Annotated in this window: 21 protein-coding genes; 11 read left to right on the forward strand and 10 right to left on the reverse strand. The window is 67.5% G+C overall.

Going from position 1 to position 26,908, the window contains the following annotated elements; translation table 11 throughout:
* Window positions 1-86 precede the first annotated feature (86 nt).
* Window positions 87-1,676: a sigma-54-dependent Fis family transcriptional regulator gene (locus tag EBN03_RS28410; RefSeq protein WP_233608696.1), complete on the reverse strand. Its 1,590-nt coding sequence runs from the start codon at window positions 1,674-1,676 to the stop codon at window positions 87-89.
* A gap of 358 nt (window positions 1,677-2,034) precedes the next feature.
* On the opposite strand from EBN03_RS28410, the gene EBN03_RS28415 reads away from it, so the two are divergent.
* Entirely contained in the window at window positions 2,035-2,241 is a 207-nt protein-coding gene (locus tag EBN03_RS28415; RefSeq protein WP_122191231.1) for a hypothetical protein, read from the forward strand.
* 34 nt (window positions 2,242-2,275) lie between these two features.
* Here the strand turns inward: EBN03_RS28415 and EBN03_RS28420 are convergent, their stop codons facing one another.
* Window positions 2,276-3,496 (reverse strand): helix-turn-helix domain-containing protein, encoded by a 1,221-nt coding sequence (locus tag EBN03_RS28420; RefSeq protein WP_122191232.1) that lies wholly within the window; start codon window positions 3,494-3,496, stop codon window positions 2,276-2,278.
* A 162-nt stretch (window positions 3,497-3,658) separates the two neighbouring features.
* Between EBN03_RS28420 and EBN03_RS28425 the strand changes: the two genes are divergently transcribed.
* The 8 genes from EBN03_RS28425 (at window position 3,659) to EBN03_RS28460 (ending at window position 14,568) form a co-directional block, all read left to right on the forward strand.
* Window positions 3,659-5,098 (forward strand): class I adenylate-forming enzyme family protein, encoded by a 1,440-nt coding sequence (locus EBN03_RS28425; protein ID WP_122191233.1) that lies wholly within the window; start codon window positions 3,659-3,661, stop codon window positions 5,096-5,098.
* Window positions 5,099-5,188: 90 nt separating this feature from the next.
* Window positions 5,189-6,979, forward strand: coding sequence for a DUF3556 domain-containing protein (locus EBN03_RS28430; RefSeq protein ID WP_122191290.1), 1,791 nt, complete (start codon window positions 5,189-5,191; stop codon window positions 6,977-6,979).
* Window positions 6,976-8,439, forward strand: coding sequence for a phytoene desaturase family protein (locus EBN03_RS28435; protein ID WP_122191234.1), 1,464 nt, complete (start codon window positions 6,976-6,978; stop codon window positions 8,437-8,439). The genes EBN03_RS28430 and EBN03_RS28435 overlap by 4 nt, the downstream gene beginning before the upstream one ends.
* Window positions 8,436-9,287 carry an SDR family oxidoreductase gene (locus tag EBN03_RS28440; protein ID WP_267899315.1) on the forward strand — a complete coding sequence of 284 codons (852 nt, stop codon included), beginning with the start codon at window positions 8,436-8,438 and terminating at the stop codon, window positions 9,285-9,287. The genes EBN03_RS28435 and EBN03_RS28440 overlap by 4 nt, the downstream gene beginning before the upstream one ends.
* A 311-nt stretch (window positions 9,288-9,598) precedes the next feature.
* Window positions 9,599-10,306 carry a hypothetical protein gene (locus EBN03_RS28445; protein WP_122191235.1) on the forward strand — a complete coding sequence of 236 codons (708 nt, stop codon included), beginning with the start codon at window positions 9,599-9,601 and terminating at the stop codon, window positions 10,304-10,306.
* A 30-nt stretch (window positions 10,307-10,336) separates the two neighbouring features.
* Window positions 10,337-11,677: an MFS transporter gene (locus EBN03_RS28450; protein WP_122191236.1), complete on the forward strand. Its 1,341-nt coding sequence runs from the start codon at window positions 10,337-10,339 to the stop codon at window positions 11,675-11,677.
* A 259-nt stretch (window positions 11,678-11,936) separates the two neighbouring features.
* On the forward strand, window positions 11,937-13,052 hold the full coding sequence (locus EBN03_RS28455; protein ID WP_158675765.1) for a lactonase family protein: 1,116 nt from the start codon (window positions 11,937-11,939) through the stop codon (window positions 13,050-13,052).
* A gap of 394 nt (window positions 13,053-13,446) precedes the next feature.
* Window positions 13,447-14,568 (forward strand): NDMA-dependent alcohol dehydrogenase, encoded by a 1,122-nt coding sequence (locus EBN03_RS28460; protein ID WP_122191238.1) that lies wholly within the window; start codon window positions 13,447-13,449, stop codon window positions 14,566-14,568.
* A gap of 70 nt (window positions 14,569-14,638) precedes the next feature.
* On the opposite strand, the gene EBN03_RS28465 is transcribed toward EBN03_RS28460, so the two are convergent.
* Complete coding sequence (locus EBN03_RS28465) at window positions 14,639-15,532, reverse strand: SMP-30/gluconolactonase/LRE family protein (protein WP_122191292.1); 894 nt, start codon at window positions 15,530-15,532, stop codon at window positions 14,639-14,641.
* 335 nt (window positions 15,533-15,867) lie between these two features.
* Between EBN03_RS28465 and EBN03_RS28470 the strand changes: the two genes are divergently transcribed.
* Window positions 15,868-17,886, forward strand: a complete 2,019-nt coding sequence (locus tag EBN03_RS28470) for an FUSC family protein (RefSeq protein WP_122191239.1) — start codon at window positions 15,868-15,870, stop codon at window positions 17,884-17,886.
* Window positions 17,887-17,975: 89 nt separating this feature from the next.
* Here EBN03_RS28470 and EBN03_RS28475 read toward each other — a convergent pair whose 3' ends face one another.
* The 7 genes from EBN03_RS28475 to EBN03_RS28505 form a co-directional block, all read right to left on the reverse strand.
* Window positions 17,976-19,121 carry a CaiB/BaiF CoA transferase family protein gene (locus EBN03_RS28475; protein WP_122191240.1) on the reverse strand — a complete coding sequence of 382 codons (1,146 nt, stop codon included), beginning with the start codon at window positions 19,119-19,121 and terminating at the stop codon, window positions 17,976-17,978.
* Window positions 19,118-19,558 (reverse strand): Zn-ribbon domain-containing OB-fold protein, encoded by a 441-nt coding sequence (locus EBN03_RS28480; RefSeq protein ID WP_122191293.1) that lies wholly within the window; start codon window positions 19,556-19,558, stop codon window positions 19,118-19,120. Before EBN03_RS28480 ends, EBN03_RS28475 begins: the two co-directional genes overlap by 4 nt.
* Window positions 19,559-19,578: 20 nt before the next feature.
* Window positions 19,579-20,790, reverse strand: coding sequence for a thiolase family protein (locus tag EBN03_RS28485; RefSeq protein WP_233608697.1), 1,212 nt, complete (start codon window positions 20,788-20,790; stop codon window positions 19,579-19,581).
* A gap of 5 nt (window positions 20,791-20,795) precedes the next feature.
* Window positions 20,796-21,299, reverse strand: coding sequence for a MaoC family dehydratase (locus EBN03_RS28490; protein WP_122191241.1), 504 nt, complete (start codon window positions 21,297-21,299; stop codon window positions 20,796-20,798).
* A gap of 34 nt (window positions 21,300-21,333) precedes the next feature.
* Entirely contained in the window at window positions 21,334-22,491 is a 1,158-nt protein-coding gene (locus EBN03_RS28495; RefSeq protein ID WP_122191242.1) for an acyl-CoA dehydrogenase family protein, read from the reverse strand.
* Window positions 22,492-22,645: 154 nt separating this feature from the next.
* The gene (locus EBN03_RS28500; protein ID WP_122191243.1) at window positions 22,646-23,812 is read right to left on the reverse strand and encodes a CaiB/BaiF CoA transferase family protein; all 1,167 of its coding nucleotides are present in this window, start codon (window positions 23,810-23,812) and stop codon (window positions 22,646-22,648) included.
* Window positions 23,812-25,269 carry an aldehyde dehydrogenase gene (locus EBN03_RS28505; RefSeq protein ID WP_122191244.1) on the reverse strand — a complete coding sequence of 486 codons (1,458 nt, stop codon included), beginning with the start codon at window positions 25,267-25,269 and terminating at the stop codon, window positions 23,812-23,814. Before EBN03_RS28505 ends, EBN03_RS28500 begins: the two co-directional genes overlap by 1 nt.
* 267 nt (window positions 25,270-25,536) lie before the next feature.
* Here EBN03_RS28505 and EBN03_RS28510 point away from each other — a divergent pair, with 267 nt between their 5' ends.
* Window positions 25,537-26,889 (forward strand): phenylacetate--CoA ligase family protein, encoded by a 1,353-nt coding sequence (locus tag EBN03_RS28510; RefSeq protein ID WP_122191245.1) that lies wholly within the window; start codon window positions 25,537-25,539, stop codon window positions 26,887-26,889.
* Window positions 26,890-26,908 lie beyond the last annotated feature (19 nt).

Below are 26,908 nucleotides of genomic sequence, written 5' to 3' on the forward strand. Positions count from 1 at the left end.
TCCAGGTGGCACCCGGGTGGTTCGCCCGGGTGCCACTTGCCGTCGAGACTTGCTGTGGTACAGACTGATTCGCGTCGATCTCGTCGTTACGAGATCCGCAGCGCCCGCATCCGGTTGTACAGCGTGGACCGGCTCACGCCGAGGGCCCGCGCGGCTCGTTGCTTGTTCCCGCCGGCGGCCTCGATCGCGGCCACGATCACCTCACGTTCGGCTTGCCGCAACGGCGAACCGGGAGCAGGCCCACCACGGTAGGCCATCGGCAGATCGGCGGGGATGAGGTCGCCGGCCGAGCGGGCCCGAGCCAGCGCCCGGACCACCCGATCCAGTTCGGCCAGATTGCCGGGCCACGGCTGAGCGGCCAGCACCCGCAAGGTATCCGAGGTCAGCCGCAGCCGGTCCGCGCCGTCGACACCGGCGAGCATGCGCTGCGCCAAATGTGGGATCTCGTGCCGACGGCGGCGCAGCGGCAGCAGGTCCCTGCGGCTACCGCAGAGGGACGCCAGCGCCGCGTGCGTACCGGACAGATGGTCCCCCGGCGTGACGGTCAGGACGAGATCGCGGTGATCCGCGCGCAGATATCCGGCGAGCAGGGTGGTCAGCTGCTCGGACAGCAATTGGACGTTCTCCACGATCAGAGTCGGCCCCTGCCCGTCCAGCGCGGCGCTCAGCGCGTTCGCCCAGGATCTTTCGCCCACCCGCACGATCTCGGCAGCGTCCAGGGTGCGCGCTTCCGGGCCGGCGGCCTTGCGGGCGGCGGTGGTCCGGCCACTGCCCGGTTCGCCCACCACCAACAGCGGCAGTCGCGCCGCGGCTCTCGGTTCGGTCGCACGTCCGCCGTGATCGGGGACGATATCGACCCGGACACCGTCGGCATCGGCGACCGGCGTGCACTCCAGTACGACGTCTCGGCCGGAGGCCAGCGTCAGCCGGACCGTCGCGACGGCGGTCTGCTCGGCGCACGTGCGCACGGCGGCATGGTCGGTGGGGTCGAGCAGGTCCAGCGCGGCCGGCGTGGCCAGCACCAAGCCTTGCCCGACCACCATGACCGGCCGGCCGCGGCGGCGGGCAGCGGTTTGGAACGCGTGCAGCAGCCGGTCCTGATTCCGGCTCACGTCACGCAGCAACCGCTCCTCGATGTCGTGCACCATCCGCCGGGCGAGCGGGCGCAGCGACCGGTGATCGCCGGTCGCGGGACCGCCGATGTCGAGCACTCCCGCCAGACGCCGGGTGCCCGGATGGAAGATCGGATGCCCGTAGCAGGTGAACCCGCGCAGTGCGGTGAGGAAGTGTTCCGGGCCGCGGATCAATACCTCCTGCCGGGTCTCGAGCGGCGTCCCGATGGCGTTGGTGCCGATGACGTCCTCCCCCATCCGCACCCCGGGCCGGAATCCGAGCTGGTGCATGGCGTCGCCGATCGCCGGGTCGGTGGCCGCGACGTCGACGACGCGGGCGTCCCGATCGGCGAGGACCAATCCGAACGACGCCCCCTCGAGTTCGGCACTCATCCAGCGCAACACCGGCGCGGCGGCGCGGGCCAGGGCGGTGCCACCGACCGGATCGCGCTCCAACAGCGGCGGCGAGTCCGCGCGCAATCCGCTCAATCGTGATCGCGCCCAGGATGCGGCGATCTCGGGGCGAACGCCCTCGACGTCCTGCTGCGGCACAGTGGTCAGCACGCGGCACCATCCTTGCTACCTACGGTCCGGTGTGAGCCGGCTCTCGTTCAACCGAGAGCGATATTATATTATATTCGATGCCAGGGTAACCCCGATCACACGGAACGCCGCGGCTGTAGGGCGCCGACGCGCCCCGCGCAGTCGGACCGACCGCCGCAAGGAGGCTCGGCCGGACATCCCGAACGACCTCGCCAGCACATCTCGCCATGCCTCGACAGCGGGGAACAGGACGCGCGACCCGCCGCCAGATCTCAATATATTGTATATAATCCCTGATCGCGCCCAATCGGGTGTGACACCATCGCGCTCCGGCGGTCGATACGATCACCCGGCCGGAGCCCACGCACGGAGCGAACCGATGTCGATACGCACCCGGACCACGGTCACCGAACTGCTCAACTACTTCGGCCGCTGCCCGAGATGCGGCTACCCCGCTTCGGCACGCGTCGCGCAACACCAGTACAGCGACGGCACGTCCGAGCGGGAGATCATCGCCACCTGCGGACTGCCGTGCGGCTGGAGTGGACCGGTTCCCATGCGATCAATGACCGGCCTGCACGCCTGATCCACGAATCCGGCATCCGCGATGCGAGTGCCGCTCACTGCCGGGGTAGCCCGAGCCGAGCACAGACCAGCAGGGCGACCTCGATCTCCAGCCGACGCTCGGTGAGCGGATGCTCCAGCAGCTCTTCGACTTTGCGCACCCGGTAGTGGACGGTGTTCTTGTGGACGTGCAGCCGGGCGGCCGCATCGGTGTAGCTGCCGCGAGCGTCGAGGAAGGCCCGGACCGTCTCCCGGAGCCGGGCGGCGTTCTCGTCTCCGCCCACGAGCCCGCCCAGTACTCGCCGAGCCCACGCCTCGACCGCGGGCAAGTGGTCGGCGAACAGCGCCGGCAGCGCCACCTCCGAATACATCGTCAGCCCGCGACCGCGGGTGGCCAGCGCGACCGCCCGAGCGGCCTCGGCGTCGCGGAAGGTCTGCCGGAACCCGTTCAGTCCGGTGGCCGGATCACCCACGGCCAGAGACAGTTTCGGCTGCGCGCCCAGGTCGCGCCGCAGCTGTTCGGCGTCGAGTGCGGTGCGCGCCACCGAGGTGATCCAGACCCACCATGTGTGATCGTCGATCTCGACCGTCATCGGCGGCTTACCGGTCGCGGCGGCCACCAGCGCGGCGCCTGCCCGTAGCATCGCGGCCGGGTCGCGCGTGCCGGGCGGTGTCCACAGCACGGCGAACTGGTGCCAGCCGCGTAGTGACGCGGACAGCATCTGCTCGGCCGAGGCGAGATCGAGGTCTTCGGCATCGAGCACCGCGCGCACCTGGGCCGCCCGGGTGGCGTCGGTGCGCGCGTCCCAGCGCCGGCGTTCGCTCGCGTAGATGTCGATCAGTCCCTCGATCACCCGATCGATATAGCCGTTGACCAGGCCCGCGATCCGCGCCGCGGTGGCCAGGGCAACGTCGGCCGGTGGGTCCAGCTCGGCCAGCACCGTCAGGATCCACTGCCCGAACATGTGCTCGCCGAGCCGGTAGGCACGCAACAGCGCCTCCAACGACAGATCATGCTGGGCGAACCGCCGGGCGTATTCGGCGGCGGCCGGCGGCACCGCCAAGTCGTCGAGACCGATGGTCAGAGTGAGCATGTCCAGCATGGCCGCGAGATTGGACTCGGTGCTGGCCACCATCAGCCTGCGCACCTCGTCGTCGTGCCGGAACTCGGGAATGACCTCGACGAACATCGAAGTCATGGTGGGCGTCAGCCGGCCCAGGCCGGCCTTGATCCGGCCCGCCACCTCACGCACCAGGAGATCGACGTCGACTGCCATGGCCGATCACAGTACTCCCGGGTCCCGCCCGATCCGCGCCGTTTGTACTCGCGGCACAACACCGCCGCACAACGCTGGTCCGTCGGCCCGTAGTCGCCACCAGGCATGCGTCCTACCTTGGGTTATGTAATCCACATCACATTCGCCACCAGGTGAGGAATCATGCGACACATCGCCGAATTGCCCGACGCCAGAGCGGATTCCGCTCCGGAGGCGCCCTGCCTGGCCGACGACACCACCACGCTCACCAACGCGGAGTTCCGGGAGCGGGTACGAATCGCCGTGTCGGCGCTGCACCGGGCGGGCGTCCGCGCCGGCGAGGTGGTCGCCGTCGTATTGCCCAATCGGGTGGAGCTGGTGGTCACGCTGTTCGCCGCCTGGCAGCTCGGCGCGGCCGTCACCCCGGTGAACCCGGGCCTCACGAGCGACGAAATCCGTTACCAGATCGAGGATTCCGGTGCGACGGTCGTGGTCGGCGAGCCGGACACGGCCGGGGTGACCCTCGACGTCGCGCGACTCGCGCACCCGGCGGGGCCGGTCGCTGCCGCCCCGGCCGAAGGGCCGGCGCTGATCATCTACACCAGCGGCACCACGGGCCGGCCGAAAGGTGTGGTGCTCGACCACGCCAACCTTGCCGCCATGTGCTCGATGATCATCGAGGCGCTCGGCCTCGACCGGACCGACCACAGCCTGCTGGTGTTGCCCCTGTTCCACGTCAACGGCATTGTGGTGAGTGTACTTTCGCCGCTGCTGGCGGGCGGGCACACCACCCTCGCGGGAAAGTTCTCCGCGTCCGGGTTCCTGCGTACGGTCGAACGGGTCCGCCCGACCTACTTCTCCGCGGTGCCCGCCATCTACGCCCTGCTGGTAGCGCAGCCCCGGACACACCGGCCGGATCTGTCGTCGCTGCGCCGGGTGATCTGCGGCGCGGCGCCCATGCCCGCCGAGCTCATCGCGCGGTTCGAGGAGCGGTTCGGCGTGCCGATCGTGGAGGGGTACGGACTCTCGGAGGGCACCTGCGCCTCCACACTCAACCCGGTGTCGGGGCCACGCAAACCGGGCACCGTCGGCCTGCCGCTGCCCGGACAGACGGTCGCGATCATGGATCCGGACGGAAACCTGCTGGGCGCGGGCGAATCCGGTGAGGTCGTGGTCCGCGGCCCGAACGTGATGCGGGGGTACCTCGGAAATCCCGAGGCCACCGCGCAAACCGTCGTGGACGGCTGGCTGCACACCGGCGACGTGGGCCGCTTCGACGCCGACGGCTATCTGATCCTGGTGGACCGGATCAAGGACCTCATCATCCGCGGCGGAGAGAACCTCTACCCCAAGGAGATCGAGAACGCGCTCTACCGGCACCCGGCGGTCCACGAGGCCGCGGTGGTCGGGGTTCCCGACCCCGTGTTGGGCGAGGTACCGGTCGCGCATGTGGTGACCGTGCCGGAGGCCGCCGTCACCGCGGCGGAGCTGACCGACCACTGCCGCGGTGTCCTCGCACCGTTCAAGGTGCCTGCCGCGATCGTCGTCACCGCGGAGCTGCCGCGCAACGCGGTCGGCAAGATCGACAAGAAACAACTGCGGGCACTCGCTGTTCGAGCCTGAACAGCACTGCCCCGCAATTCAATTCGAACGAAAGAAGAGCTTCCGGTCGCGATGACGCGCGCCCGGAGCACGAACGAAAAGGATCGAGTCATGGGATTCAAAACGGGGAACTTCCCCCCGGTGGACACACAGACCTTCCTGGATCTGCCACTGCGCGACCGCATTCGAACACTCGCGCTGCACTGGGCGGAATACGGCTTCGGCACGCCGAAAATGATTCACACCATCTACGTGGCGAAAGTGCTGGTGCTCTACATGCTCGGCGGCGTGGTGATCGCCACCGCCACCTCGGGCTCGGGACCGTTCTGGGACGTCACGCAGTGGTGGAATCAGCCCATCGTCTACCAGAAGCTGGTGCTGTGGACGGTGCTGCTCGAGGCGATCGGCGTCGCCGGCTCGTGGGGACCGCTAGCGGGTAAGTTCAAGCCGATGACCGGCGGCGCACGGTATTTCGCCCGCCCGGGCACAATCCGGTTGCGGCCTTGGCGCCGGGTGCCGCTGACCGGCGGCGATACCCGCACAGCGTTCGACGTGATCCTCTACGTCACCTTCCTGGCCACACTGACCCTCGCTCTGCTGGCACCCGGCCACACCACGCCGGCGCTGCTACAAGCGCTGCCGGACAACACTTCCGGTCTGGTGCGCCCTGTCCTGCTGATCGCGCCGGTCGTGCTGTACGTGCTCTGCGGCCTGCGCGACAAGACGATCTTCCTGGCCGCGCGTGGCGAACAGTATCTCCCGGCTCTGATGTTCTTCGCGGTACTGCCGTTCACCGACATGATCATCGCCGCCAAACTGCTGATCGTGATCGTGTGGCTCGGCGCGGGAGTCTCCAAGTTCGGCAAGCACTTCACCAACGTGGTGCCGCCGATGATCTCCAACAGCCCGAGCATGCCGTTCACCGCGATCAAACGCGCCCACTACCGCGACTTTCCGCGGGACATCCGTCCCTCGGGCCTGGCCTCGTTCATGGCCCATGTCGGCGGCACCACCGTCGAGGTGATCACGCCCGTCGTCCTGCTGTTCGCCACGAACCGCTGGCTGACCCTGGCCGGGGTGGCGGTGATGGTGATCTTCCACCTGTTCATCACCTCGACGTTCCCGCTGGCCGTGCCGCTGGAATGGAACATCCTGTTCGCCTATCTGACGGTGTTCCTGTTCGTCGGCTTCCCCAGTTCCGGTGGCTACGGGGTGTTCGACATGTCCTCGCCGTGGCTCACCGCCGCGATCGCGGCCGGACTACTCTTCTTCCCGGTGCTGGGTAACCTGCGGCCGGATCTGGTCTCGTTCCTGCCCTCGATGCGCCAGTACGCCGGGAACTGGGCCTCAGCCCTGTGGGCCTTCGCCCCCGGCGCGGAAGCCAAACTGAACACTATCGCGCACCGGCCCTCGCTCAACCAGTTCGATCAGCTGCTGGCCATGGGCTACGCCCCGGAGATCGCCGAGATCACCATGCAGCAGACCATCGCCTGGCGTTCCATGCACAGCCAGGGCCGCGGCCTGTTCTCGCTGCTGTACAAGCACATTCCCGATCTCGACCGCTGGACTGTGCGGGAAGCCGAATTCGCCTGCAACTCGCTGATCGGCTTCAATTTCGGTGACGGCCACCTGCACAATCGCGATCTCATCGACGCCGTCCAGGCCCGGGTGGGATTCGAACCCGGGGAATGGATCGTGGTGTGGGTCGAGTCGCAGCCGGTTCACCGGGACACCCAGTCGTACCAGGTGATCGACGCCGCACTCGGGGTGATCGAACGCGGCTTCTGGCAGGTCGCCGACGCGGTCGACGTACAGCCCTGGCTGCCCGACGGTCCCATTCCGCACACGGTGACCTGGCGGCGCGATCACGACAGTGAACCCGCGGTCAGGGCGATCCGATGACCACGGCGACGGTGATCGGCAGCGGACCCAACGGGCTCGCCGCCGCTCTCACCCTGGCCCTCGCCGGGGTCGAGGTGACCGTCCTCGAGGCCGCCGCCACCATCGGCGGCGGCACCCGCTCACACGAGGCGATCGTGCCCGGACTGCTGCACGACCACTGTTCGGCCATCCACCCGATGGCCGTGGGGTCGCCGCTGTTCCGCCGCGCCGGCCTGGAACGGCACGGATTGCGCTGGGCCTGGCCGGAATTCGATTGTGTCCACCCGCTCGACGACGGCAGCGCCGCGGTGCTGCACCGCTCGGTGGCCGCCACCGCGACCGGCCTGGGCGCCGACGAACGCCTGTGGCGGCGGCTGTTCGAGGGACCGGTCGCCGTCTACGACGAACTCGGCGGCGACATCATGCGGCCACTGCTGCGGATACCTCGGCATCCGTTCCGGTTGGCGCGCTTCGGGATTCCGGCGACCGCGCCCGCCACACTGCTCGCACGCGCCTTCCGCACCGACCGGGGGCGGGCCCTGTTCGGGGGTGTCGCCGCGCACGCCTTCCACCCCTTGGACCGGCCGCTGAGCGCGAGCATCGGGCTGGGCATCCTGACCTCCGGGCACCGCTACGGCTGGGCGGTGGCGGTGGGGGGCTCCCAGCGGATCGCCGACGCCCTGGCGGCGGCGCTCGCCGAGCACGGCGGCACGATCGAGACCGGGGTCCGGGTCCGCTCCGCGGCCGAGCTGCCGCCCTCGGACCTCACGATCTGGGATGTGGCGCCGACCGCGCTCGCCGATATCCTCGGTGACCGGCTACCGCCGCGAATCGCCGCCGCCTACCGGCGATTCCGGTACGGGCCGGGCGCCTTCAAGGTCGATTTCGCGGTGGAGGGCGGCGTTCCCTGGGTCGCCGCCGCGGCCCGTCGCGCGGGGACCGTGCACCTGGGCGGCTCGTTCGCGGAGATTGCCGCCGGGGAACGCGACATCCACGCGGGCCGGATGCCGATTCGCCCGTTCGTACTGGTGGGACAGCAGTACCTGGCCGATCCGCAGCGTTCGGTCGGCGCGGTCCACCCGGTGTGGGCCTATGCCCATGTGCCCCACGGCTATACCGGCGACGCCACCGAGGCGATCATCGCGCAGATCGAACGCTTCGCCCCGGGCTTCCGGGACCGCGTGGTCGGCTGGTCGCACCGCTCCCCCGGCGGATTCGCCGACGACAACCCCAATTTCGTCGGCGGCAACATCATGACCGGCGCCAAGGACATCCCCCAGCTGCTGTTCGGCCCACGAAAGACACTGCAGCCCTACGACATCGGCCTCCCCGGCCATTACCTGTGCTCGGCAGCCACCCCGCCGGGCCCCGGCGCACACGGCATGTGTGGTGTCAATGCCGCCGAGCGCGCCCTGCGCCGACTGGGCGGACACCTACCGCACCGGGAATCCGCCACCTCGACTACCAGGAGTACCTCGTGAACCGGACCGAGTCATTGCGCGGCCGCACCATCGTCATGTCCGGCGGCAGCCGAGGCATCGGACTGGCCATCGCCCGGCGCGCCGCCGCCGACGGCGCCAACATCACCCTGATCGCCAAAACCGATGTCCCGCACCCGAAGCTGCCCGGCACCATTCACACCGCCGCCGCCGAGCTCGAGCGCGCCGGCGGGCAGGTACTCCCCTTCGTGGGCGATATCCGCTTCGACGACCACGTCGAAGCGGCGGTCCGGCAGACCGTCGACCGGTTCGGCGGCATCGACATCGTGGTGAACAACGCCTCGGCGATCGACCTGTCCCGCACCGGCGAGCTCACGATGAAGAAATACGATCTGATGCAGGACATCAACTGTCGCGGCAGCTACCTGCTCGCCCGAACCTGCCTGCCGGCTTTGCGTAAATCCGCTGTGGCCGAACGCAACCCACACATCTTGACCTTGTCGCCGCCGATCAATCCGAATCCACGCTGGGCGGGCGCGCACCTCGGCTACACGATCGCCAAATACGGCATGTCGTTGACCACCCTGGGCTTGGCCGACGAGCTGCGCGCGGACGGTATCGCCGTCAATTCGCTCTGGCCGCGCACCACCATCGCGAGCGCGGCGGTCGAGAACGTCCTCGGCGGGGACGAGCTGCTCGCCCGCTCGAGAACTCCCGAGATCTGCGCCGACGCCGCCCACGTCGTACTCACCTCACCGGCCGCCGAGACCACTGGCAACTTCTTCCTCGACGAGGACGTACTGGCCGCGGCGGGCGTCACGGACTTCGACAAGTACCGCGTGGCGCCCGGCCGCGCCGACCTCGAACTCGATCTGTTCTTGGACACCTGATATGAGGCAGGCCGTGACGCGACACCGGTGAGTTCGGGCCGATGAACAGTGCGCGACCTGGGATTTCGTTTTCCCCATCGATTCTGGCGACCACCTCGCACACATAATATATAGTGCTGAATCACACCGGGCATGGCGCGACTCGGACCATTCGCGGCGAAATCCGCGATCCCCACCGACGAATACTTCCGCGGCTTCAATTCCTGGGCGAGCGTCCAGAAATTGAAGCGCCGCGGCATATTCGCGCGCCTTCACGTGCTCGGTGTCCCGGTGCATTCACCGGGGTCACGAGAAAAGAGATGAGGAATTCCATGAACGGCGTGAAGACCGCTGCTACATCCGCCCTGCTCGCGATGGCGATCGGAGTCGCGGCAGCCTCGGCGAACGCAGCACCGACCACAGATGAGGCGGTGAATTACACAGCCACGACGAACAACTCCAGCACCGTCATCACGACCGACGCGGGTTCCATCACCACGGACAACGACGTACTCGAGATCGAGGCCGCGAACGGCTCTGTGCTGGCCGGGACCGCACTGTCCTTCCGAGTGGACGATTTCACCTTCCCGATCGCGGCGCAGATCGCCGACCACACCGCCACCCTCACCCCGCAATTCGATCTCGCGCACGCCGTGTACGAGCCGGTAGCGCTCCCCTACGAGGACACCGCGCCGTGGAAGACGCCGTACGACCGCGAGCAGGCCGCGTGGAGCCGCCTGGCCACCACCATCACCACCGGTGCGGCTGTAGGCACGATGGTGGGCGGTGTCGCCGGAGCGGGCGTCGGTTGCGTGCTCGGCGGCCTCGCGGGAGCGACGGTGGCCGCGGCGACCCTCGTCGGCCTGTTCGGCCCGTTCATCCCCGCCGCGGCCCTCGGGTGCCTGGGCGGCATCGTGGCGGTCGGCGCATTGGGGACGCTGACCGGTCAGCTGCTCGTCACCGCTCCGGTCACGATCATGGCGGCGATTCAGTACCTGACCACCGTCAACCAGCCGTTCATGCCCGCTCCCGCGAAGTAGCCGCGAACCCGCATCGACAGGAGAAAACAGATGAGACGTTCGCAATCCCGATCCAGGGCCGGCCTCTTCGTAGTCGCGTTGTGTTTCCTCACAACCGTCGCCGACGGTTACGACCTGATCGTTTACGGCGCGACAGTGCCGAAACTACTCCACGAGCCCGGCTGGCACTTGACGCCGGGTGCCGCCGGTGCCATCGGCAGTTGGACCTTGGCCGGACTGATGGTGGGGTTCCTGGTCGCCGGTCCGCTCTCCGATCGGCTGGGCCGGCGCAAGATCATGATCATGGGTGTCGCCTGGTTCTCCGTGGGCTCCCTGGTCTGTTCCCTGGCGCAATCGCCAGAGTTCTTGGGCGCCGCGCGATTTCTGACCGGCATCGGCCTCGGCGGGGTGGTGCCCTCGGCTATCGCCTTGACGGTCGAATTCGCGCCGAAACATCGGCGGCAGCTGTACAACGGACTCACCCTGACCGGATACTCGATCGGCGGCATCATTTCCGCGCTCGCCGCGATCGCACTGCTGCCCGATCACGGATGGCGCATGCTCTACGCCATCGCCGCGCTCTACGCGCTGATCTTGCCGATCATGTATTTCACCCTGCCGGAATCATTGAATTTCCTTGTGCTGCAGGGAAAGTCTGATGAAGCACGCAAGGCGGCCGAACGCTACGGACTCGACCTCGACGAGGCGGTGGCCGAGCACGGGACATCGCCGATCGCTGTGGAGCCCGGGTCGTCGCGCGGGTACCGCCAGGTAATCGCAAGCGGAAATCGAACAGCCGTCGCGTTGTTCGCCGTCGTCTGCTTCTGCGGGCAGCTGATCAGTTACGGTCTCAATACCTGGCTGCCACAGCTCATGCGGCAGGCAGGCTATCCGCTCGGGTCCGCGCTGCAATTCCTGCTGGTCATGCAGATCGGCGCCATAGTCGGCATGGTCGGCGGCGCGTTGCTGGGTGACCGTTTCGGTCCCCGATGGGTGGTCGCAGCCTTCTTCCTCGTGGGCGGAATCTCGCTAGTGGTGCTGAGCCAAAGGCTGGAGGTCGGGTTGTTGATGCTCGCGGTCGCGGGCGCCGGACTCGGATCGATAGGGACAACCGCGCTCGGCTACGGCTATATCGCCACCCACTTCCCCGCGTCGTGCCGCGGTTCGGCCCTGGGAATCACCGTCGGATTGGGCCGGGTGGGAGCCATCGTCGGCCCGCTGGTCGGCGGCTGGGTGATCGGCGCCGGACTGGGCGGCGAATGGAGTTTCTACGCCTTCGCGATACCGGCGTTCGCGGCCGCCGCCGCGGTCGTCTTCGTCGTGCGGGCCGCAGCCCGTAACGACGGTACAGATCTGCGGTCGGACGAAGGCCTGGCGGGCGCGACGGCCTGACGCGCGAGGCCCGCGGATCGATCGGAACCGCAGCCCTGCACGCAACTGCTTCCTCTCGACACGGGAGGGAGCAGTTGCTTCATATCGACAGGCCTCTAACTCGATCTGTTCTCGGACACCTGACAACAAGTTCGTGATTGCGGCATGTTCGGTGTCCAGGGCCCCACGAATGTCCGAAAACTTGGACATTTCGCGGTCGCCGGCGAACTCTATCTTTCCTCTCGACAACGCAGTCGATCGGGAACGGACGGTGGCGGGGATGCCGAAGATACGGATGCCGGTCGATCGGCTGTATGTGGTGGCGCAGAACGGATGTGTCGCCGTCCTCGACCTTTTCGCCGACGGTTCGCTCGAGCCGCTCGCGGGATCGCCCTACCGGACCTCGGCGGGCTCGTTCTGTGTCGCCGCGAGCCCGGAGCGCAGGGTCGTCTATGTCGCCACGGGCGTCGGGCTCGGCACGCCGTTCAGCCTCGGTCAGACGTTGGCGCCGGAGCTGTTCAGCTTTCACGTCCGCGACGACGGCACCCTCGAACGTGCCGGCGCCCCGCTGGCGCTGCCCCGGCTGTCCATGCCCGTGTCCATGGCAGTATCGACGGACAGCCGCAATCTGTACCTCGGCGTCGGCCGTGGGCCGGCCGGCTTCTTCCGGGGTAGCATCGCCCATTTCCGCCTGGACGAGCACGGGATTCCCACCGCGAGCGGTGCGGTCGTCCGGCTCGGCCGGTTCCTCGACGGTGTGGCGCAGCCGATCGTCTCCCCCGACGGGAAGCGCCTGTACGTGGCCAGCGTCATCGCGAAAGCCATAGTGCGCCTGGATATCCAGGCGGACGGCGCCCTATCGCAGGCCGTCGCGCGCAGCCCTTCCACCGGGGTATTCCCGATCACGCCGGCGTTCGCACCCGACGGGCGCTTCCTCTATGTCGCCAACGAACTCTCCCAGTCGATCACCGGATTCCGGGTCGCCCGCGACGGCTCACTCGACGAACTCCCCCGTTCCCCCTATCCGACCGGGAAGATTCCCCACAACCCGGTGTTCAGCCGGGACGGCCGCTTCGTCTACTTCGCGAACACGTTGTCCCACACCGTCACCGGATACGAGGTGCAAGCGTGCGGTGACCTCGTACCGGTGCCCGGTTCCCCATTCGAGATGCCGGTGGAACCGGCGACCGTCGCTCGATCCACCGACGGCACCTGGCTCTATCTGGTTTCGTCACCGATCCTGCAGGCGGGTTCGGTTGTGGTCGTCACCAGCCATCGGATCCAGCCCGACGGTTCCCTCACCCCGTCGGGCCACCAGCCCATCCCGACCGGGCTGAAATTCGCCGATGGACCGAGCGCAATCGTGTTCCCCGTCCGCAGGAACCCAACTGCGTGACAACACAATTCGAGTGCCGGCCGGAACCTGGCCGGGCACTCGATGGGCGGCTCGCGGTCAGCCGACCGCCACGGCCTCTGTGAGCGCGATCAGCGTGCGGGCGGTCTTCCTGTGTGCGATGTCGACGTGCTGGCCCGACTGCGCTTCCCGCTCGCTTCGGAAGTTCGTCGTGCGGCTGCCGATCAAATCCCTCTGGTCGAATTTCCGTGCACGCTCGAATTGCGGGCCGATTTATCGTTTCCGAAGCGCGGGGTTCGAAAAATGCGAATTGACCACGTCGGAATGCCGTGGAAACATTCACAGTCGTATTGGCCACAATCGATCCGGGCCATGGACAATTCATCGATTGGGAATTCGTGCCCGGACACGTTCAGCAGCAAGAGGAGTTCGGTCGATGAAGACGCGTGGCGCTGTCCTGCTCGAGTCCCCAGGTAGATACGAGATCGTCGAGTTGGACATGGACGAACCCCGGACCGGGGAGATCCGGGTGCGGATGGTCGCCAGTGGGCTGTGCCATTCCGACGACCATTTCGCCGTCGGCGATCAGACGCCGGGGATCCTGCCGATCGCCGGCGGCCACGAGGGTGCGGGCGTCGTGGAAGCGGTCGGGCCCGGAACCATCGGATTCGCTGAGGGCGACCACGTGGTGTTCTCGTTCCTGCCCGTGTGCGGACGATGTAGATGGTGCGCCAAGGGCATGCAGAACCTGTGTGATCTGGGCGCATTCCTCGCGACGGGCGCGCGATTCGACGACCCGCAATCGTTCCGGCTCTCGTTCGGGGGCCGGCCGGTCGGGCAGTTGGCCGGACTGGGCACCTTCTGTGAGCACATCACCGTGTCGGTCGCGTCGGCTGTCCGCATCGATCCCGAGATTCCGCTCGACGTCGCGGTACTGACCGGCTGCGGCGTCGCGACAGGCTGGGGTGCGGCGGTGAACTCGGCGAATGTTCGTCCCGATGACGTCGTCATCGTGATGGGCATCGGCGGGATCGGCATCAATGCGGTGCAGGGCGCGGCGCATGCCGGCGCCGGTGCGGTCATCGCTGTCGATCCGGTGCCGTTCAAGCGCGAATCGGCGCTGGAACTCGGTGCGACACACGCGGTGTCCGATATCGCCGAGGCCGAGGAGCTGGCCCGTTCGCTGACCGGGGGGCAGGGGGCAGATGCCTCGATCGTCACTGTCGGCGTGACCACCGGCCGGCACATCGGGCAGGCGCTGCAGGCAGTGCGCAAGGGCGGCACCTGCGTGGCCGTGGGCCTGGGCGACACCTACGTCAAGGACGGCGACATCAACCTGCACGAGCTGACGCTGTACCAGAAGCGCCTGCAAGGCGCGCTGTTCGGCGCCTGCGCGCCGACCGCCGACATTCCGGCCCAGCTGGCCATGTACCAGCAGGGACGACTCCAACTCGACAAGCTGGTGACCACCCGCTACACCCTGGACCAGATCAACCAGGGCTTCGAGGACATGAAAGCCGGCCGCAATCTGCGCGGAATCATCGTGCACGACGGCTGACCTGGTCTCGCCCGACCGCTACGGTTGCTGTCCCAGCACTATTCGGCCGGGACGGCAACCAGGTCAGCGGTCAGACCCAGCCGATGCCCGGTACCTCCACCCGCACCGACAGCACCTGCCCGGCTCGCTCGGCCGTTCGGGCAGTGCGGTCGAAATCCGGTGCCGTACACAGGAACAACGTGCGACCGTCGGCACCACCGAGCGTGCACGCGAATACCCCGGTGCCGGGCGATATCTCATCGAGAATCTCGCCGCCGGCACCCACTCGCAGCACCCGGCCGTGCGTGAAATCGGCCACCCACAATGCGTTCTCGACATCCAGGCAGCACCCATCGGGCGCCACCGCGAACTCACCGATTGCCCGCATCAGATCACGTTCGGCGACCGGTTCGCCGAAGGACGCCCAGACACGGCGATTGCGCAGCGACCCGTCTTCGGCCACGTCGAAGGCGGTGACACGGTTGGCGAAGGACTCACCCACCAGCAAGACACCGTCGGGCGTGATGACCGAGCCGTTCGGAAACAGCAGGTCCGTCGCGACCGTGGTGATCGTGCCGTCCGGGTCGACCCGCAGCAGGCTCGCCGGCTCGATCAACTCACCACCGAACAGATCGAATCCGAAGTGCCCCAGATAGCTTCGTCCCTGACTGTCCACGACCAGCTCGTTGAGCCAGCCGCGGGTGTGCGCCGAGAGATCGGCCAGTACCTCGAGCGTGCCGTCGGCTCGGCGGATCAGCAGCCGGCTGTCCTCCGCCGAGACCACCAGCAGCCGCCCGTCGGGCAGCCACCCCAGGCCCACCGGCGGGCCGGCCAGCTCGGCTTCCACCCGCACGTCACTGCCGTCCTCGCGGGCCGACAGCACGCGATGGGTGTACAGATCGGAGAACCAGAGCCGGTCCCGGTGCCATCGCGGCGCTTCCAGGTATGTACATCCCGGTACCACCGTCACGAATTCGCGGCTCATGCATTCCTCCATTTGCGGCGACTTCATTGTCAATTCCGACACCATGTCGAATTTCGCCGCACCCGAGCGTAATCAGCATCACAGTGCATTCCAATTGAAGAGATGCGAATCCCGGATTCACCGGAATCGAATCGATGATCGCCGGCTTCCGACCCGGGTCGCACCGGATCGCTTCATGCCCGAACAAGTGCCGCTTCATGCCCATTGGCGCGACATGTATAATATATTATATCCCATCAAGCCAGTTGGTCGTCCTTCGACGACCGGGCGTCCGGTAGTCAGCGAATCGTCATCGTTCCCGCCCGGTCCGAGGCGGGAGTCAGGACCGATACACTATGAATGCGAGGCAGATCGCACAGCTCCTCCCCAATCCGGGCGGTGCCGCCACCATCGCACGAGCGGCGGCGCGCGGGATGAAACCCGGTCGGCCACTTCAGGATCCGACGCGATTGTGCCGCGTCGCCGTCGCCATGATCGCCGCCACGCTCCTCGGGCAATTCCTGCACGATGTCGCGGCCCAGAACCTGCTCTGTGTCGGCGCGTTCCTCGGCGGAATCGCCGCCCTCATGCCCTACCAGCGTGGCCGCATCGCCGCGGCAGCATGGACCGGCGGCGCGGAACTCGCGGCCGCGCTGACCGGCATCGTGCTGCACGGCATCTGGTGGGCACTGCTCCCGCTGCTGGCAGCCGGCTTCTTCGTCGGCGGCATCATGCGCGTGGTGGGGGTCGGAATCTCCATGCGGGTGATCGTGGTGACCATCGTCATGATCGCCTTCGCCGAGATCACCCCATCGACCGGGACGGGCGGGCGCGAGTTCGCCCTGTTCGCCGGCGGGGTGGCGATCATGCTGGGATGCCAACTCCTCCCACCGTTCGAGCCCCGGCATCTCGCGCAGCGCCGCGCCGTCGCCGACCTCTACACCGCATTGACCGGCCCCGGGCCGTTCGCCCCCGCTTTGCTTGTGGCGGACAACAGCTTGGCTCTGGTAGCTCGTTCCCGTGATCGACAGATCCTCGGCCTGATCGCATTGACCGAGCAGGCCGAACAGATCGGGCAGCTACTGCACGCGGTCGACAATCGCGGCGAAGGCAGCGCCGCGGACCGGCCCGCCCGCACCGACATCGGCCACCGGCTCACCACGATCGCCGCCGCCGTTCGCTGGGACCGCGGTGGCCGGCCGGGATTCCGTACATCGCGGGACACCGAGTCCGCACAGGACCCGTTGTGGGACAAGCTACGACGATCGGTCGGGCACGCCGAGGAGTTGGTCGCGGGCGGACCGCTCGAGCAGCCTCTCGACGATCGCAGGCCGCCGACACCGGCGGAGCTGGTTCGCGACGAACTGCGCCCCGGCGCGCCCATGTTCCGCCATGCCGTGCGGCTCGCCGTCGCGGGCGTGCTCGGCGAGGTGATCGGTCGAGCCATCGGCACCGCGGCTGGATCGAGTCTGCTACCGGCACACGGATTCTGGGTCTGCCTGACCGTTGTGCTGATCTTGTTTCCGGATTACGGCGATGCCTCCAGCCGCGGCATCGCTCGCACCGTGGGTACGGTGGCCGGCGCACTCGGCGGTGCCGCCCTGTCCTTGCTGCCTCAGCACCCTGTGCTGCACAGCGCACTGCTGATCGTCTTGTTCCTCGGGTATCTCGCATTCCGCAGTTGCGGCCAGCCGTGGACCATGCTGTGGGTCGTCATGTGGATCTCGGTGCTGTCGAACGGACCGCTGGGAGCCGTCACGCGCGGCCTGGCCACCGTCGTCGGCGCCGCCCTCGCCCTGGCTGTGTTCCTGATGCTGCCGACCTGGCAACGCGCCCGCTTGAACGGGCTGCTTGTCGCGTGGTTGCGGTCCCAAGCCGATCAGATCGCTGCCCTATGCCGGATGTGGGACGATTACAGCACATCACACCGAGCCGAGACCGCACGCGCCACCGTGCGCACCAGGCTGGCCCGGCTGGAGTTCCTCGACGCGTCCCAGCAGGCTCACCATGAACCACCCGACCGCACCGGAGTCTGGACAGATCGTGCCGTGGACGAGGTTTCCGGCCTGGTGGGCGAGATCGCGAAGCAGGTGTCCGTCGTGGTCGGCCTGGGTCCTGGAGATACCGAAGCGGTAGCCCGCGACACCCGCGACCAGCTGGTACGGATCGCGACACAACTCGAAGATCTGGCCGTGACCATCACGCTAGACCACATGCGCTCCAAGGTATTTCCGGCGCGACCAAGCGCAGCTGCGCCGCTGGCTACCGACAGCGGGATCGCGACCGCCCGAGCATCGGCAGCGATCGACCGATTGGCCGCGAACACCCGCAGATCGTTCTCGCCGGACCGCATCGGAGAGACCTCACCTCGATAGACAGTACCGGACAGCCGGCTCCGGGGCCGGTGTGCGCTCGAAGAGCGAGTACGCGCACCGGACCGGGACCGGCTGGGGTCGAACCTGGCTCAGCTCCCGCCGACGGTCTGCTCGAGCAGGTCGTTGTCCGCGCCGATGGCCCGCGCCGAATGCAATGGATCCGGGCGTTTGCCGTCGAACGACAGCGGCAGACCGGCCACCGCGATCTCGTCCGCAGTGGGCTTGCCGAGGATCCCCAATGCACGGGTCTGTTCGTGGGCGACGATCTCGGCCGTGTTCTGGGTCGGAGCGACCGGTATGCCGGCGTCCTGCAGAATCCGCTGCCACTGTTCGCGGGTCTGGGTTGCGATCCGCTCGCCGATCAGCCGGTCGATCTCGCCGCGATGGGTCAATCTCGCCGCGTTGGTGGCGAATCGGGCGTCATCAGCCCACTCCGGATGTCCGAGCGCCGCACACAGCCGCCCGAACAGCGCATCGTTGGCGCAGCTGATCACGAGATGTCCGTCGGTGGCCTCGTACGCCCGGTGCGGCACGATGAACGCGACCCCGGATCCGTGCCGGCCACCCAGGTCACCGTCGGCGGTGTAGTTGGCGATGCCGATACTCATCCAGGCGATGGCCGTCTCCAGCAGCGAACTGTTCACTGTCGCGCCGGTGTGTTTGGCCTGGCGCCGGAACAGGGCGGCGAGGATTCCGATCACCACCCACATCCCGGTGCCGAAGTCCACGATCGACACCCCGGCCCGCACCGGGGCCTGCCCTTCCTCGCCGGTGATGTTCATGATTCCGGAGAACGCCTGCATCAGCGGGTCGTAACCGGGCAGCGTGTTCATCGGGCCGGTGTGACCGAACGCGCCGACCTCGGCGTAGATGAGCTCGGGCTTGGTGATCCGAAGGCTGTCGGCGTCGAGTCCGTAGCGTGCCGCCGAACCCGGCCGCAGATTGTGCAGGAATACGTCGGCGCGCGTGGCGATCAGCTCGTGCAGCGTGGTCAGCTGCTCCTGGTCTTTGATATCGATACGGAGGCAACGCTTTCCGCGGTTGAGGGCGTGGAAGGCCGCACCGCTGCCCTGCCACATGCTCGGCCCCCATCCGCGCGACGAATCCCCGGTGGGCCGTTCCACCTTCCAGACCTCGGCGCCCAGCTCCGCGAGTATCTTGCCGGCGAACGGCGCCGAGGCGCTGTCGCCCAGTTCCACCACGGTTGTGCCGGCCAGGGGCAGATCGCCGGTCATGGCTCGCTCCGATCCGAAGAAATGGGCGCACCGGTAAATACCGGCAGTTTCTGTTCGCCGCGCTCGACGTACCGCACTCGCACCGGCATCCCGATCTCGATCGTGGCCGGATCACCGTCGATCTGGGTGAACAGGTGATAGCCCTCGGCGAGTTCGACGAACCCGACGGTGTAGGGCACGATCGCCGCCCACACCGGTGTGGGCCCGCGGCCGATTGTGCTGAAGGAGTAGACCGTTCCGACTCCGCTCGATTGCTGCCAAGTCAGTTCCGCCGCGTCGCAGTGCGGGCAGCGCGAATGCGGCGGCCACACCGATTCGTGGCAGGCGTCGCAGCGCTGATAGGTGAGCCGCTCGTCGGCGAGGGCCCGCCAGTACGGTTCGGAATCGAGCTGACGGTAGGGCTGCGGCCAGCCGTCAGATGACTGTGTGTCGCTCATGTCGTAGTCCTTTCCGCCGGTCACGCCGCCGACGACAGCAGCACGACGCTGCCTGCCGCCAGCATGCCGCCGGCTCCTTGCACGAGCACCGTCTCGGGCCGCCGCGCCGGCGCCGCACCCAACGCGGTGCCCCGCAACTGCCGGACAGCCTCGACGAGGCTGTCCATGTTGCAGGAGATTCCGGGCTGTCCGAACGACAGCCAGCCCCCGTTGGTGTCGGTCGGCAGATCGCCGTCGATACCGGTACGGCCCTCGCGGTAGATGTCGATGCCGCGGCCCTTCTTCGCGAAGCCCAGATCCTCGAGCACGATCGGGCCCATGTGGGCGAAGTTCACCGACAGCTGCAACATGTCGATGTCCGACGGCGTCAGACCGGACATGTCCCAGGCCTGCCGCGCCGCCTCGGCGGTCGCGGTGTAGGTCAGATTGGGCATCGCGCCCAGGCCCGGGAATCGACTGTGCCGCAGGTTCATCCGGTCGGTGAGGTACTCGTGCGTGGTCGCCGAGCCGTACCCGTGGACGTACACGACGTCGTCGCGGTCGCCCACGTTGTCGGGCGCGGTGACGATCAGCGCGCCGCCGGTGCCACCACCCCAGGTCGAGCACATCCACCGCCGCAGCGGCGTCGCGACATAGGGCGAGGACAGCACTTTCGCCCGGTCGATCTCACCGAAGCGCGCCTTCGCCGCATGCGGATGACGCACGCCCCACCGCTGATTCGCGACGGCCACATCGGCCAGATCGGCCTCGGTGAGACCGAATTCGTATAGATACCGGCACGCCGCCTGCCCGTAGAGCGACGGGATGGTCGCCCCGTAGGGCCCCTCGACCTGCGGGTCCGAATCCGCCTCCGCTCCCATCGCCACGGCATCGACGAACAACTCGGTCGCATCGCTCTGCAGGCACAGCACGTACTCGGCCCGGCCGGCCGCGATCATCTGGGTGGCGATCGCGATGGTCGAGGTGAGACCCGCACCGTGCATGGTGATCTCGCTGTTGATGGTCACCGGCATGTGCAGGTGCGAGATGAAGATGTTCGACCATTGCGAGCGCTTGTCGGCCCAGGGCGAGCGGCCGGTGAAGACCGCGTCGACCTGATCCTTGCGAATGCCCGCGTCGGCCAGGGCAGCGTAGGTAGCCTCGACAGCCAGCTGCATGGGATCCTTGCGATTGTCCCGCGAGGTGTAGGCGTCGCCCATGCCGATGATCGCGGCGACCGGAGTGGCAGGCACGGATATCAGTCCTTCGGACGCTCGGTGGGCACGGACGAGCCGACGAGCGCGTCGAGGTCGTCGCGCTTGCGCAGCATCAGCAGGCTCCACTCGCTCTTCTGCACGACGTAGCCGTCCTGGTTGAGCGCCTTCATCAGGAACGTGACGACCCCGTACTCGTCGTCCTTGTCCTTCTTGCCGATCACCTCGGCGGTGGCGTAGATGGTGTCGCCGATGAGCACCGGCTTCAGATAGCGCAGATTGTCGATGCCGTAGTTCGCCTGGATCGACGGGCCGAACTGGATCAAGCCGGTCAACAGCGAATAGGTCAGCGATCCCTGCACGATCCGCTCGCCGAAGCGGGTCTGGGCGGCGTAGTGCGTGTTCGAGTGGATCTCGATCCAATTGCCGGTCAGCGCACAGTAGTTCACCACGTCGGCTTCTGTGATGGTGCGACCGCCGGAGCGGAAGACGGTACCGATCTCGATCTCGTCGAGCGGCATGTCGATACGATTGTTGATAGTGGCCACGATTCTCTCCTGGAAACTCTTGCGGAACTGGTGATTACGAGGCGGACGACAGGCGCATCGACTTCGCGATGATGGTGCGCTGGATCTGGGAGGTACCGCCGCCGATGGTCGACTGCACGCTCTCGCGCAGGTAGCGCTCCATATCGGCCTCGGGCAGGTTGGCGTAGCCGCCGAGGATCTGCATGCCGTCCAAGGCGCACTGCTTGAGCGCCTCCGAACCGTAGAGCTTGGCCATCGAGGTCTCCCGCGCCGCGGCGACACCCTGTGCCTTCAGCGCCGCGGCGCGATAGCAAAGCAGCCGGGCGGCGTCGACGCGGGTCTGGTTCTCGGCCAGCATGTGCTTGAGGACCTGGAACTCGTAGATCGGCTTGCCGAACTGAATGCGCTGGTGCGCATACTTGTTCGCGGCGTTCACCGCTTCCTGAGCATTGCCGACGTAGGCCGCGGCGACCGCGCAGCGTTCCAGCTCCAGGTGCTCGGTGATCACCTTCCAGCCCTCGCCCTCGGCGCCCAGCAGCGCGTCGGCTGGAACGCGGACCTCGTCGAGGAAGATCTCGGTGGTGCCGGTGGCGTGTCGCGACAGCGTCGGCAGTTTGCGGATCACCACACCGGGGGTGTCGTTCGGGATGAGCAGCACCGACAGGCCGCCGTGCTTGTCGTCGGGGTCGGTGCGCACCAGCATCGCGATGACGGTGTTGTCGGCCGCGGCGCCGCTGCACCAGAGCTTCTGGCCGCTGATCACCCAGTCGCCGTTGGCATCCCGGCGCGCGCGGGTCTTGGTGTTCGCGGCGTCGGAGCCGGCGTCGGGCTCGGAGATGGAGACCGAGAACCGGATCTGCCCGTCGATGAACGGCTTGACGTAGCGCGCTTTCTGCTCGGCGGTGCCGTATTTGATGATGTTCATCGCGGTGAAGGTGGGGACCAGCACCGAGCAGGCGAAGTCGAAACCGAACTTGCCCAGGCCCTCGGCCATCAGCGAGTAGTCGAAGATGTCGCCCCCGGAGCCGCCTTCCTCCTCGGGGATCAGGATCCCGAGCCAGCCCTGCTGCGCGATCTTCTCGTACGCCTCGTACGGGTATTCACGGTTGGAGTCACAGTGCCGTACATATTCCACGGTGATTTCGTGGTCCATGAATTTGTTGACCACGTCGAGCCAGTCGGACTGGGATTCGGTCAGGAAATTCGCATTCATTGTCTGTTCACTCCAGAGTACGGGTCATGAGCCCCAGAATTGGATCGGATGTCGCCATCGAGGCTATTCGCCGTTGAACACCGCATTCAAGTGATATCTTTCGAACAAGCGATTCGACGAAATCGAACGGCCCGGTTGTGCGATTGCGCGCCGATCAGACGATCGCGCCGACCGACCGCAACTGCGCGCGCCGCCGCGCGGAGATGCCCCAGTCGCCCAGCACCTCATCGGTATGTTCGCCCGGCCGGGCCGGCGGACGCGCGATCGCGCCCGGGGTACGGCTGAATCGTGGGGCCGGCGCCGGCTGGACGATCCCATCGACCTCCACGAAGGTCTGCCGGGCCCGAAGATGCGGATGGCTGGGTGCCTCGTCCAGGGACAGCACCGGCGTGAAACAGACTTCTTCCCCTTCGGCGAGCGCCAGCCATTCGGCACGAGTGCCGGTGGCGAACACGGCCGCGAGTCGTTCGCGCACGGCCGGCCACGCCGCCCGGTCGTGCTGGTCGGGCATGCCGGCCTCGTCCAGCCCCAGCACTCGCAAAGTGTTGCGCCAGAACCGGGCCTCGTTGGAGCCAAGCGCCAGCCAGCGGTCGTCACGGGTCCGGTAGACGCCGTACCAGGGCGCGCCCGAGTCGAGCCGGTTCGTACCACGTTCGTCGTGCCAGTATCCGGCGGCCCGAAGCCCGTAGATCAGCGTCATCAGCGAGGCCGAACCGTCGACCATCGCCGCGTCGATGACCTGGCCGCGCCCGGATCCGGCCCGCTCGAGCAGCGCGCAGACCACCCCCAGCGCCAGATACAGTGCGCCCCCGCCGAAATCACCGGCCAGGTTCAGCGGTGGTACCGGCGGACCGCCGGCGGTGCCGATCGAATGCAGGACGCCGGTCAACGCGATGTAGTTGATGTCGTGACCGGGAACCTTTGCCAGTGGGCCGTCCTGGCCCCAGCCCGTCATCCGGCCGTAGACGAGTCCGGGATTGACTGCCAGGCAGTCATCGGGCCCGAGGCCGAGCCCCTCGGCCACGCCCGGGCGAAATCCCTCGACCAGCACGTCCGCTCGCGATACCAGCTCCACCAGCGTCGCCACGGCGTCCGGATGTTTGAGATTCAGTGCGGCACTGCGTCTGCCGCGATTGAGCAGGTTGAATCGGGCATCGACCGGCGCGCCACCGTCGTAACCCGGCGGGCGGTCGATGCGGAGGATGTCCGCGCCCAGGTCCGACAGCAACTGGCAGCAGAACGGGACGGGTCCGGCGCCGCCCAGTTCGATGACGCGCACCCCGGTGAGTGGTCCCTGGCGGACCGTCGTGTCGGCGGTCATCACAGCACCAGGTCTCGCGGCAGGCCGATCGATTTGAATTCGACGAACTCGGTGATGCCTTCCGGTCCGAGTTCGCGACCGAGCCCGCTGTCTTTCACCCCGCCCGAGGGAGCGGCCAGACCCGCTGGGTTGCCGTTCAGCTCGACGGTGCCGGTACGGAGCTGATCGGCCACGGCCAGAGCGTGTTCCGGGTCGGCGGAGAAAACCGCGCCGTTGAGCCCGTAGCGAGAATCGTTGGCGATCGCGACCGCGTGATCCTCGTCCTCGTATTCGAGCACGCACAGCACCGGCCCGAACACTTCCTCCTGGGCGATACGCATGGACGGCTCGACATCGGTGAAGATGGTCGGCTCGACGAACCAGCCGGTGCCCAGATCCTGCGGACGTCCGCCTCCCAGCACCGTGGTCGCCCCGGCCTGCTGTCCGACCCGAATCAGCGCCTCGACCCGTTCCCGGTGCTGAGCGGTGACCAGCGGGCCGAATTCGGTTCCTGGATCGAAAGGATCACCGACGGTCATCGCCGCGGTGGCGGCCCGCAGTGCCTCGACGAACTCGCCCGCGCGCCCGCGCGAGACCACCACCCGAGTCTTGGCACTGCACACCTGACCGGTGTTGCGGAACGCGCCGACCCGCACCGCCTCGACGGTCGCCGCGAGATCCGCGTCGTCCAAGACGATCGCCGCCGACTTACCGCCCAGCTCTAGCGCGGTGCGCCGCAACATGCCGCCGCACAGCTCACCGATGCGCCGTCCGGCCGCCGTCGAGCCGGTGAAGGACACCATGTCCACGCCCGGATGCGTCACCAGATATTCGCTCGGACCACGATGTGCGGGAACGACATTCACGGTGCCGTCCGGGAACCCCGCGCGGGAGACGAGCTCGGCCAGCAGATAGGCATCCAGCGGAGTCTCCGGCGACGGCTTGAGCACCACGGTGCAGCCCGCCAGCAAGGCCGGCGCCAGTTTCATCATCGACACCAGATGCGGTGCGTTCCACGGCACGATGGCGGCCACGACACCGATGGGCTCTCGGGTCACTCGGGCCCGGCCGGAGTCCGACGAGCGGACCTCGGTGAACGGATAGGTGCGGCCGATCTCGATCATCGAATCCACGATCAGGCGCGGACGCTGCGCGTGGATCGCCCGAGATTGTGTGATCGGGCAACCCATTTCGGTCGTCACCAGCTCCGCCATCGTCGTCTCGGCAGCGCTCATCCCCGCGCTGAGCCGGCTCAGCGCGGCGAGCCGCTCGGCACGGGGCAGACGTGGCCAGGGCCCGTGATCGAACGCGGTCCGCGCCGCGGCCACCGCGGCATCGATATCGGCATTCGACCCCGACGGCACGCGCGCCACAATCTGCTCCGTATAGGGCGACACCACCTCGATCCGCTCGTCGGTCGCCGCGGGAACCCACCGCCCGCCGATGAACAGGCAGTCGTACTCGCCGTCCCACACCATCGTGTCTGCTCCTGAATTCGAAGAGTTCGTGATCCGGCACGACACACGGACCTCGACCCGAGGCTATTCCGCACACACCGGGACTCCAATTGAAATTTTCGGAATCGCGGCTTGGTGATAATCGAACTACTTCTACCTTCCGATGACATCGGCGGTGTGCATATCATGAAGTCCGGTCCACCCGCGGATATGCCGAAGCATATGAGAGGCAACCGGGTCGACGGAAGTAATTCGCCGGAAATTCCGGCAGGTATCTGGAGGAATCCCATGAGCAGAACTCCGTTCTCGGAGTCGTGGTGGAGCGAGATCGAAGGAGCCGCACCGGCAGAGGCGGAAAGAATCCAGGACGACCGGCTGCGCGAACAGATCCGATATCTGGCCACCCGGAGCGGGTTCTATCGCACGAAATTCGCCGAGCACGGTGTCGATCCGGAGGCGGTTCGCACCACCGCCGACCTGGCGGCGCTGCCGTTCACCGAGAAGCAGGAACTGCGCGCCAGCCTCGCCCAGGTACCCCCACTGGGCGCACACGTCGCCGCCGATGCGAGCGAGATCGTGCAGATCCAGGCCTCCTCCGGCACCACCGGCAGCCCCAGCTACGTGGGACTGACCCGCGCCGACATCGATACCTGGTGCGAACTCGGTGCCCGCGCGCTCTACGCCAACGGATTCCGCCCGGGCGACCGGGTCCTGCACGGGTTCGGGATGAGCAAGGGCTTCGTCGGCGGGCTGCCCATCGTGCAAATCCTGCAGTACATGGGCATCGTCGACATCCCGATCGGCGCCGAGGCTGGCGCCGATCGGCTACTGCGGGTCCAGGCCGACCAGCGTCCGAACGCCATGATCGGCACACCGAACTTCCTGATCCATCTGGCCGAGCGCGCACCCGACATCATCGGGCAGCAGGCCCGCGATCTGGGCGTGCGCGCGATCAGTGTCGGCGGTGAGCCCGGCGGCGGCCTGCCCGCGATGCGAGATCGACTCGAAACGCTGTGGGGCGCCACCTCGCGGGAGATGCTCGGCGGCACCGATATCGCCTGCACGTACTGGGGCGAATGCGAGGCCGGGGACGGCATGCACTTCCTGTCCCCCGACCTGATGGTCGCGGAGCTCATCGACCCGGTCACCGGCGACATCGTCGCCCCGGTCGCCGGAGCCCAGGGCGAACTCGTGTACACCGCGTTGCGCCGCCAGGCCTCGCCACTGCTGCGGTTCCGTACCCGCGACCACGTCGTGGTCACCGGCACCGACTGCTCCTGCGGCCGTATCGGATACAAGGTGCGCTGCGTCGGACGCACCGACGACATGCTGATCGTGCGTGGCATCAACCTGTTTCCGTCCGCGGTTCAGCAGCTCATCGTCGAGATGCGGCCGGAGACCACCGGCGAGATGCGGATTCGCGCTGACTTCGAAGGACATTCGACCCAGCGCCCGCTGTCCTTGGTTGTCGAGCACGCGGACGGGCTGAGCCGGGAACGCCGAGACGGCTTGAAGGGCGCCATCGAGGAGCGGGTCCGCTCGGCGCTGAATGTGAAGAGCATCGTCGAGCTGGTTCCGGACGGCACGTTGAAGCGCCCCGATCATGTGAAGGTCGCACTGGTGGAGCGGGTCGGTTCCTGAACGAGGTCGTCCGTGGCAC

The sequence above is a fragment of the Nocardia stercoris genome (assembly GCF_003696265.1).
Taxonomy (GTDB): domain Bacteria; phylum Actinomycetota; class Actinomycetes; order Mycobacteriales; family Mycobacteriaceae; genus Nocardia; species Nocardia stercoris.

Bases quoted from the DNA above. Each gene is read 5' to 3' on its own strand.
- EBN03_RS28415 (WP_122191231.1), top strand. From the start codon at position 2,035: ATGTCGATACGCACCCGGACCACGGTCACCGAACTGCTCAACTACTTC.
- EBN03_RS28420 (WP_122191232.1), bottom strand. From the start codon at position 3,496: ATGGCAGTCGACGTCGATCTCCTGGTGCGTGAGGTGGCGGGCCGGATC.
- EBN03_RS28425 (WP_122191233.1), top strand. From the start codon at position 3,659: ATGCGACACATCGCCGAATTGCCCGACGCCAGAGCGGATTCCGCTCCG.
- EBN03_RS28430 (WP_122191290.1), top strand. From the start codon at position 5,189: ATGGGATTCAAAACGGGGAACTTCCCCCCGGTGGACACACAGACCTTC.
- EBN03_RS28435 (WP_122191234.1), top strand. From the start codon at position 6,976: ATGACCACGGCGACGGTGATCGGCAGCGGACCCAACGGGCTCGCCGCC.
- EBN03_RS28445 (WP_122191235.1), top strand. From the start codon at position 9,599: ATGAACGGCGTGAAGACCGCTGCTACATCCGCCCTGCTCGCGATGGCG.
- EBN03_RS28450 (WP_122191236.1), top strand. From the start codon at position 10,337: ATGAGACGTTCGCAATCCCGATCCAGGGCCGGCCTCTTCGTAGTCGCG.
- EBN03_RS28455 (WP_158675765.1), top strand. From the start codon at position 11,937: ATGCCGAAGATACGGATGCCGGTCGATCGGCTGTATGTGGTGGCGCAG.
- EBN03_RS28460 (WP_122191238.1), top strand. From the start codon at position 13,447: ATGAAGACGCGTGGCGCTGTCCTGCTCGAGTCCCCAGGTAGATACGAG.
- EBN03_RS28465 (WP_122191292.1), bottom strand. From the start codon at position 15,532: ATGAGCCGCGAATTCGTGACGGTGGTACCGGGATGTACATACCTGGAA.
- EBN03_RS28470 (WP_122191239.1), top strand. From the start codon at position 15,868: ATGAATGCGAGGCAGATCGCACAGCTCCTCCCCAATCCGGGCGGTGCC.
- EBN03_RS28475 (WP_122191240.1), bottom strand. From the start codon at position 19,121: ATGACCGGCGATCTGCCCCTGGCCGGCACAACCGTGGTGGAACTGGGC.
- EBN03_RS28480 (WP_122191293.1), bottom strand. From the start codon at position 19,558: ATGAGCGACACACAGTCATCTGACGGCTGGCCGCAGCCCTACCGTCAG.
- EBN03_RS28495 (WP_122191242.1), bottom strand. From the start codon at position 22,491: ATGAATGCGAATTTCCTGACCGAATCCCAGTCCGACTGGCTCGACGTG.
- EBN03_RS28500 (WP_122191243.1), bottom strand. From the start codon at position 23,812: ATGACCGCCGACACGACGGTCCGCCAGGGACCACTCACCGGGGTGCGC.
- EBN03_RS28505 (WP_122191244.1), bottom strand. From the start codon at position 25,269: ATGGTGTGGGACGGCGAGTACGACTGCCTGTTCATCGGCGGGCGGTGG.
- EBN03_RS28510 (WP_122191245.1), top strand. From the start codon at position 25,537: ATGAGCAGAACTCCGTTCTCGGAGTCGTGGTGGAGCGAGATCGAAGGA.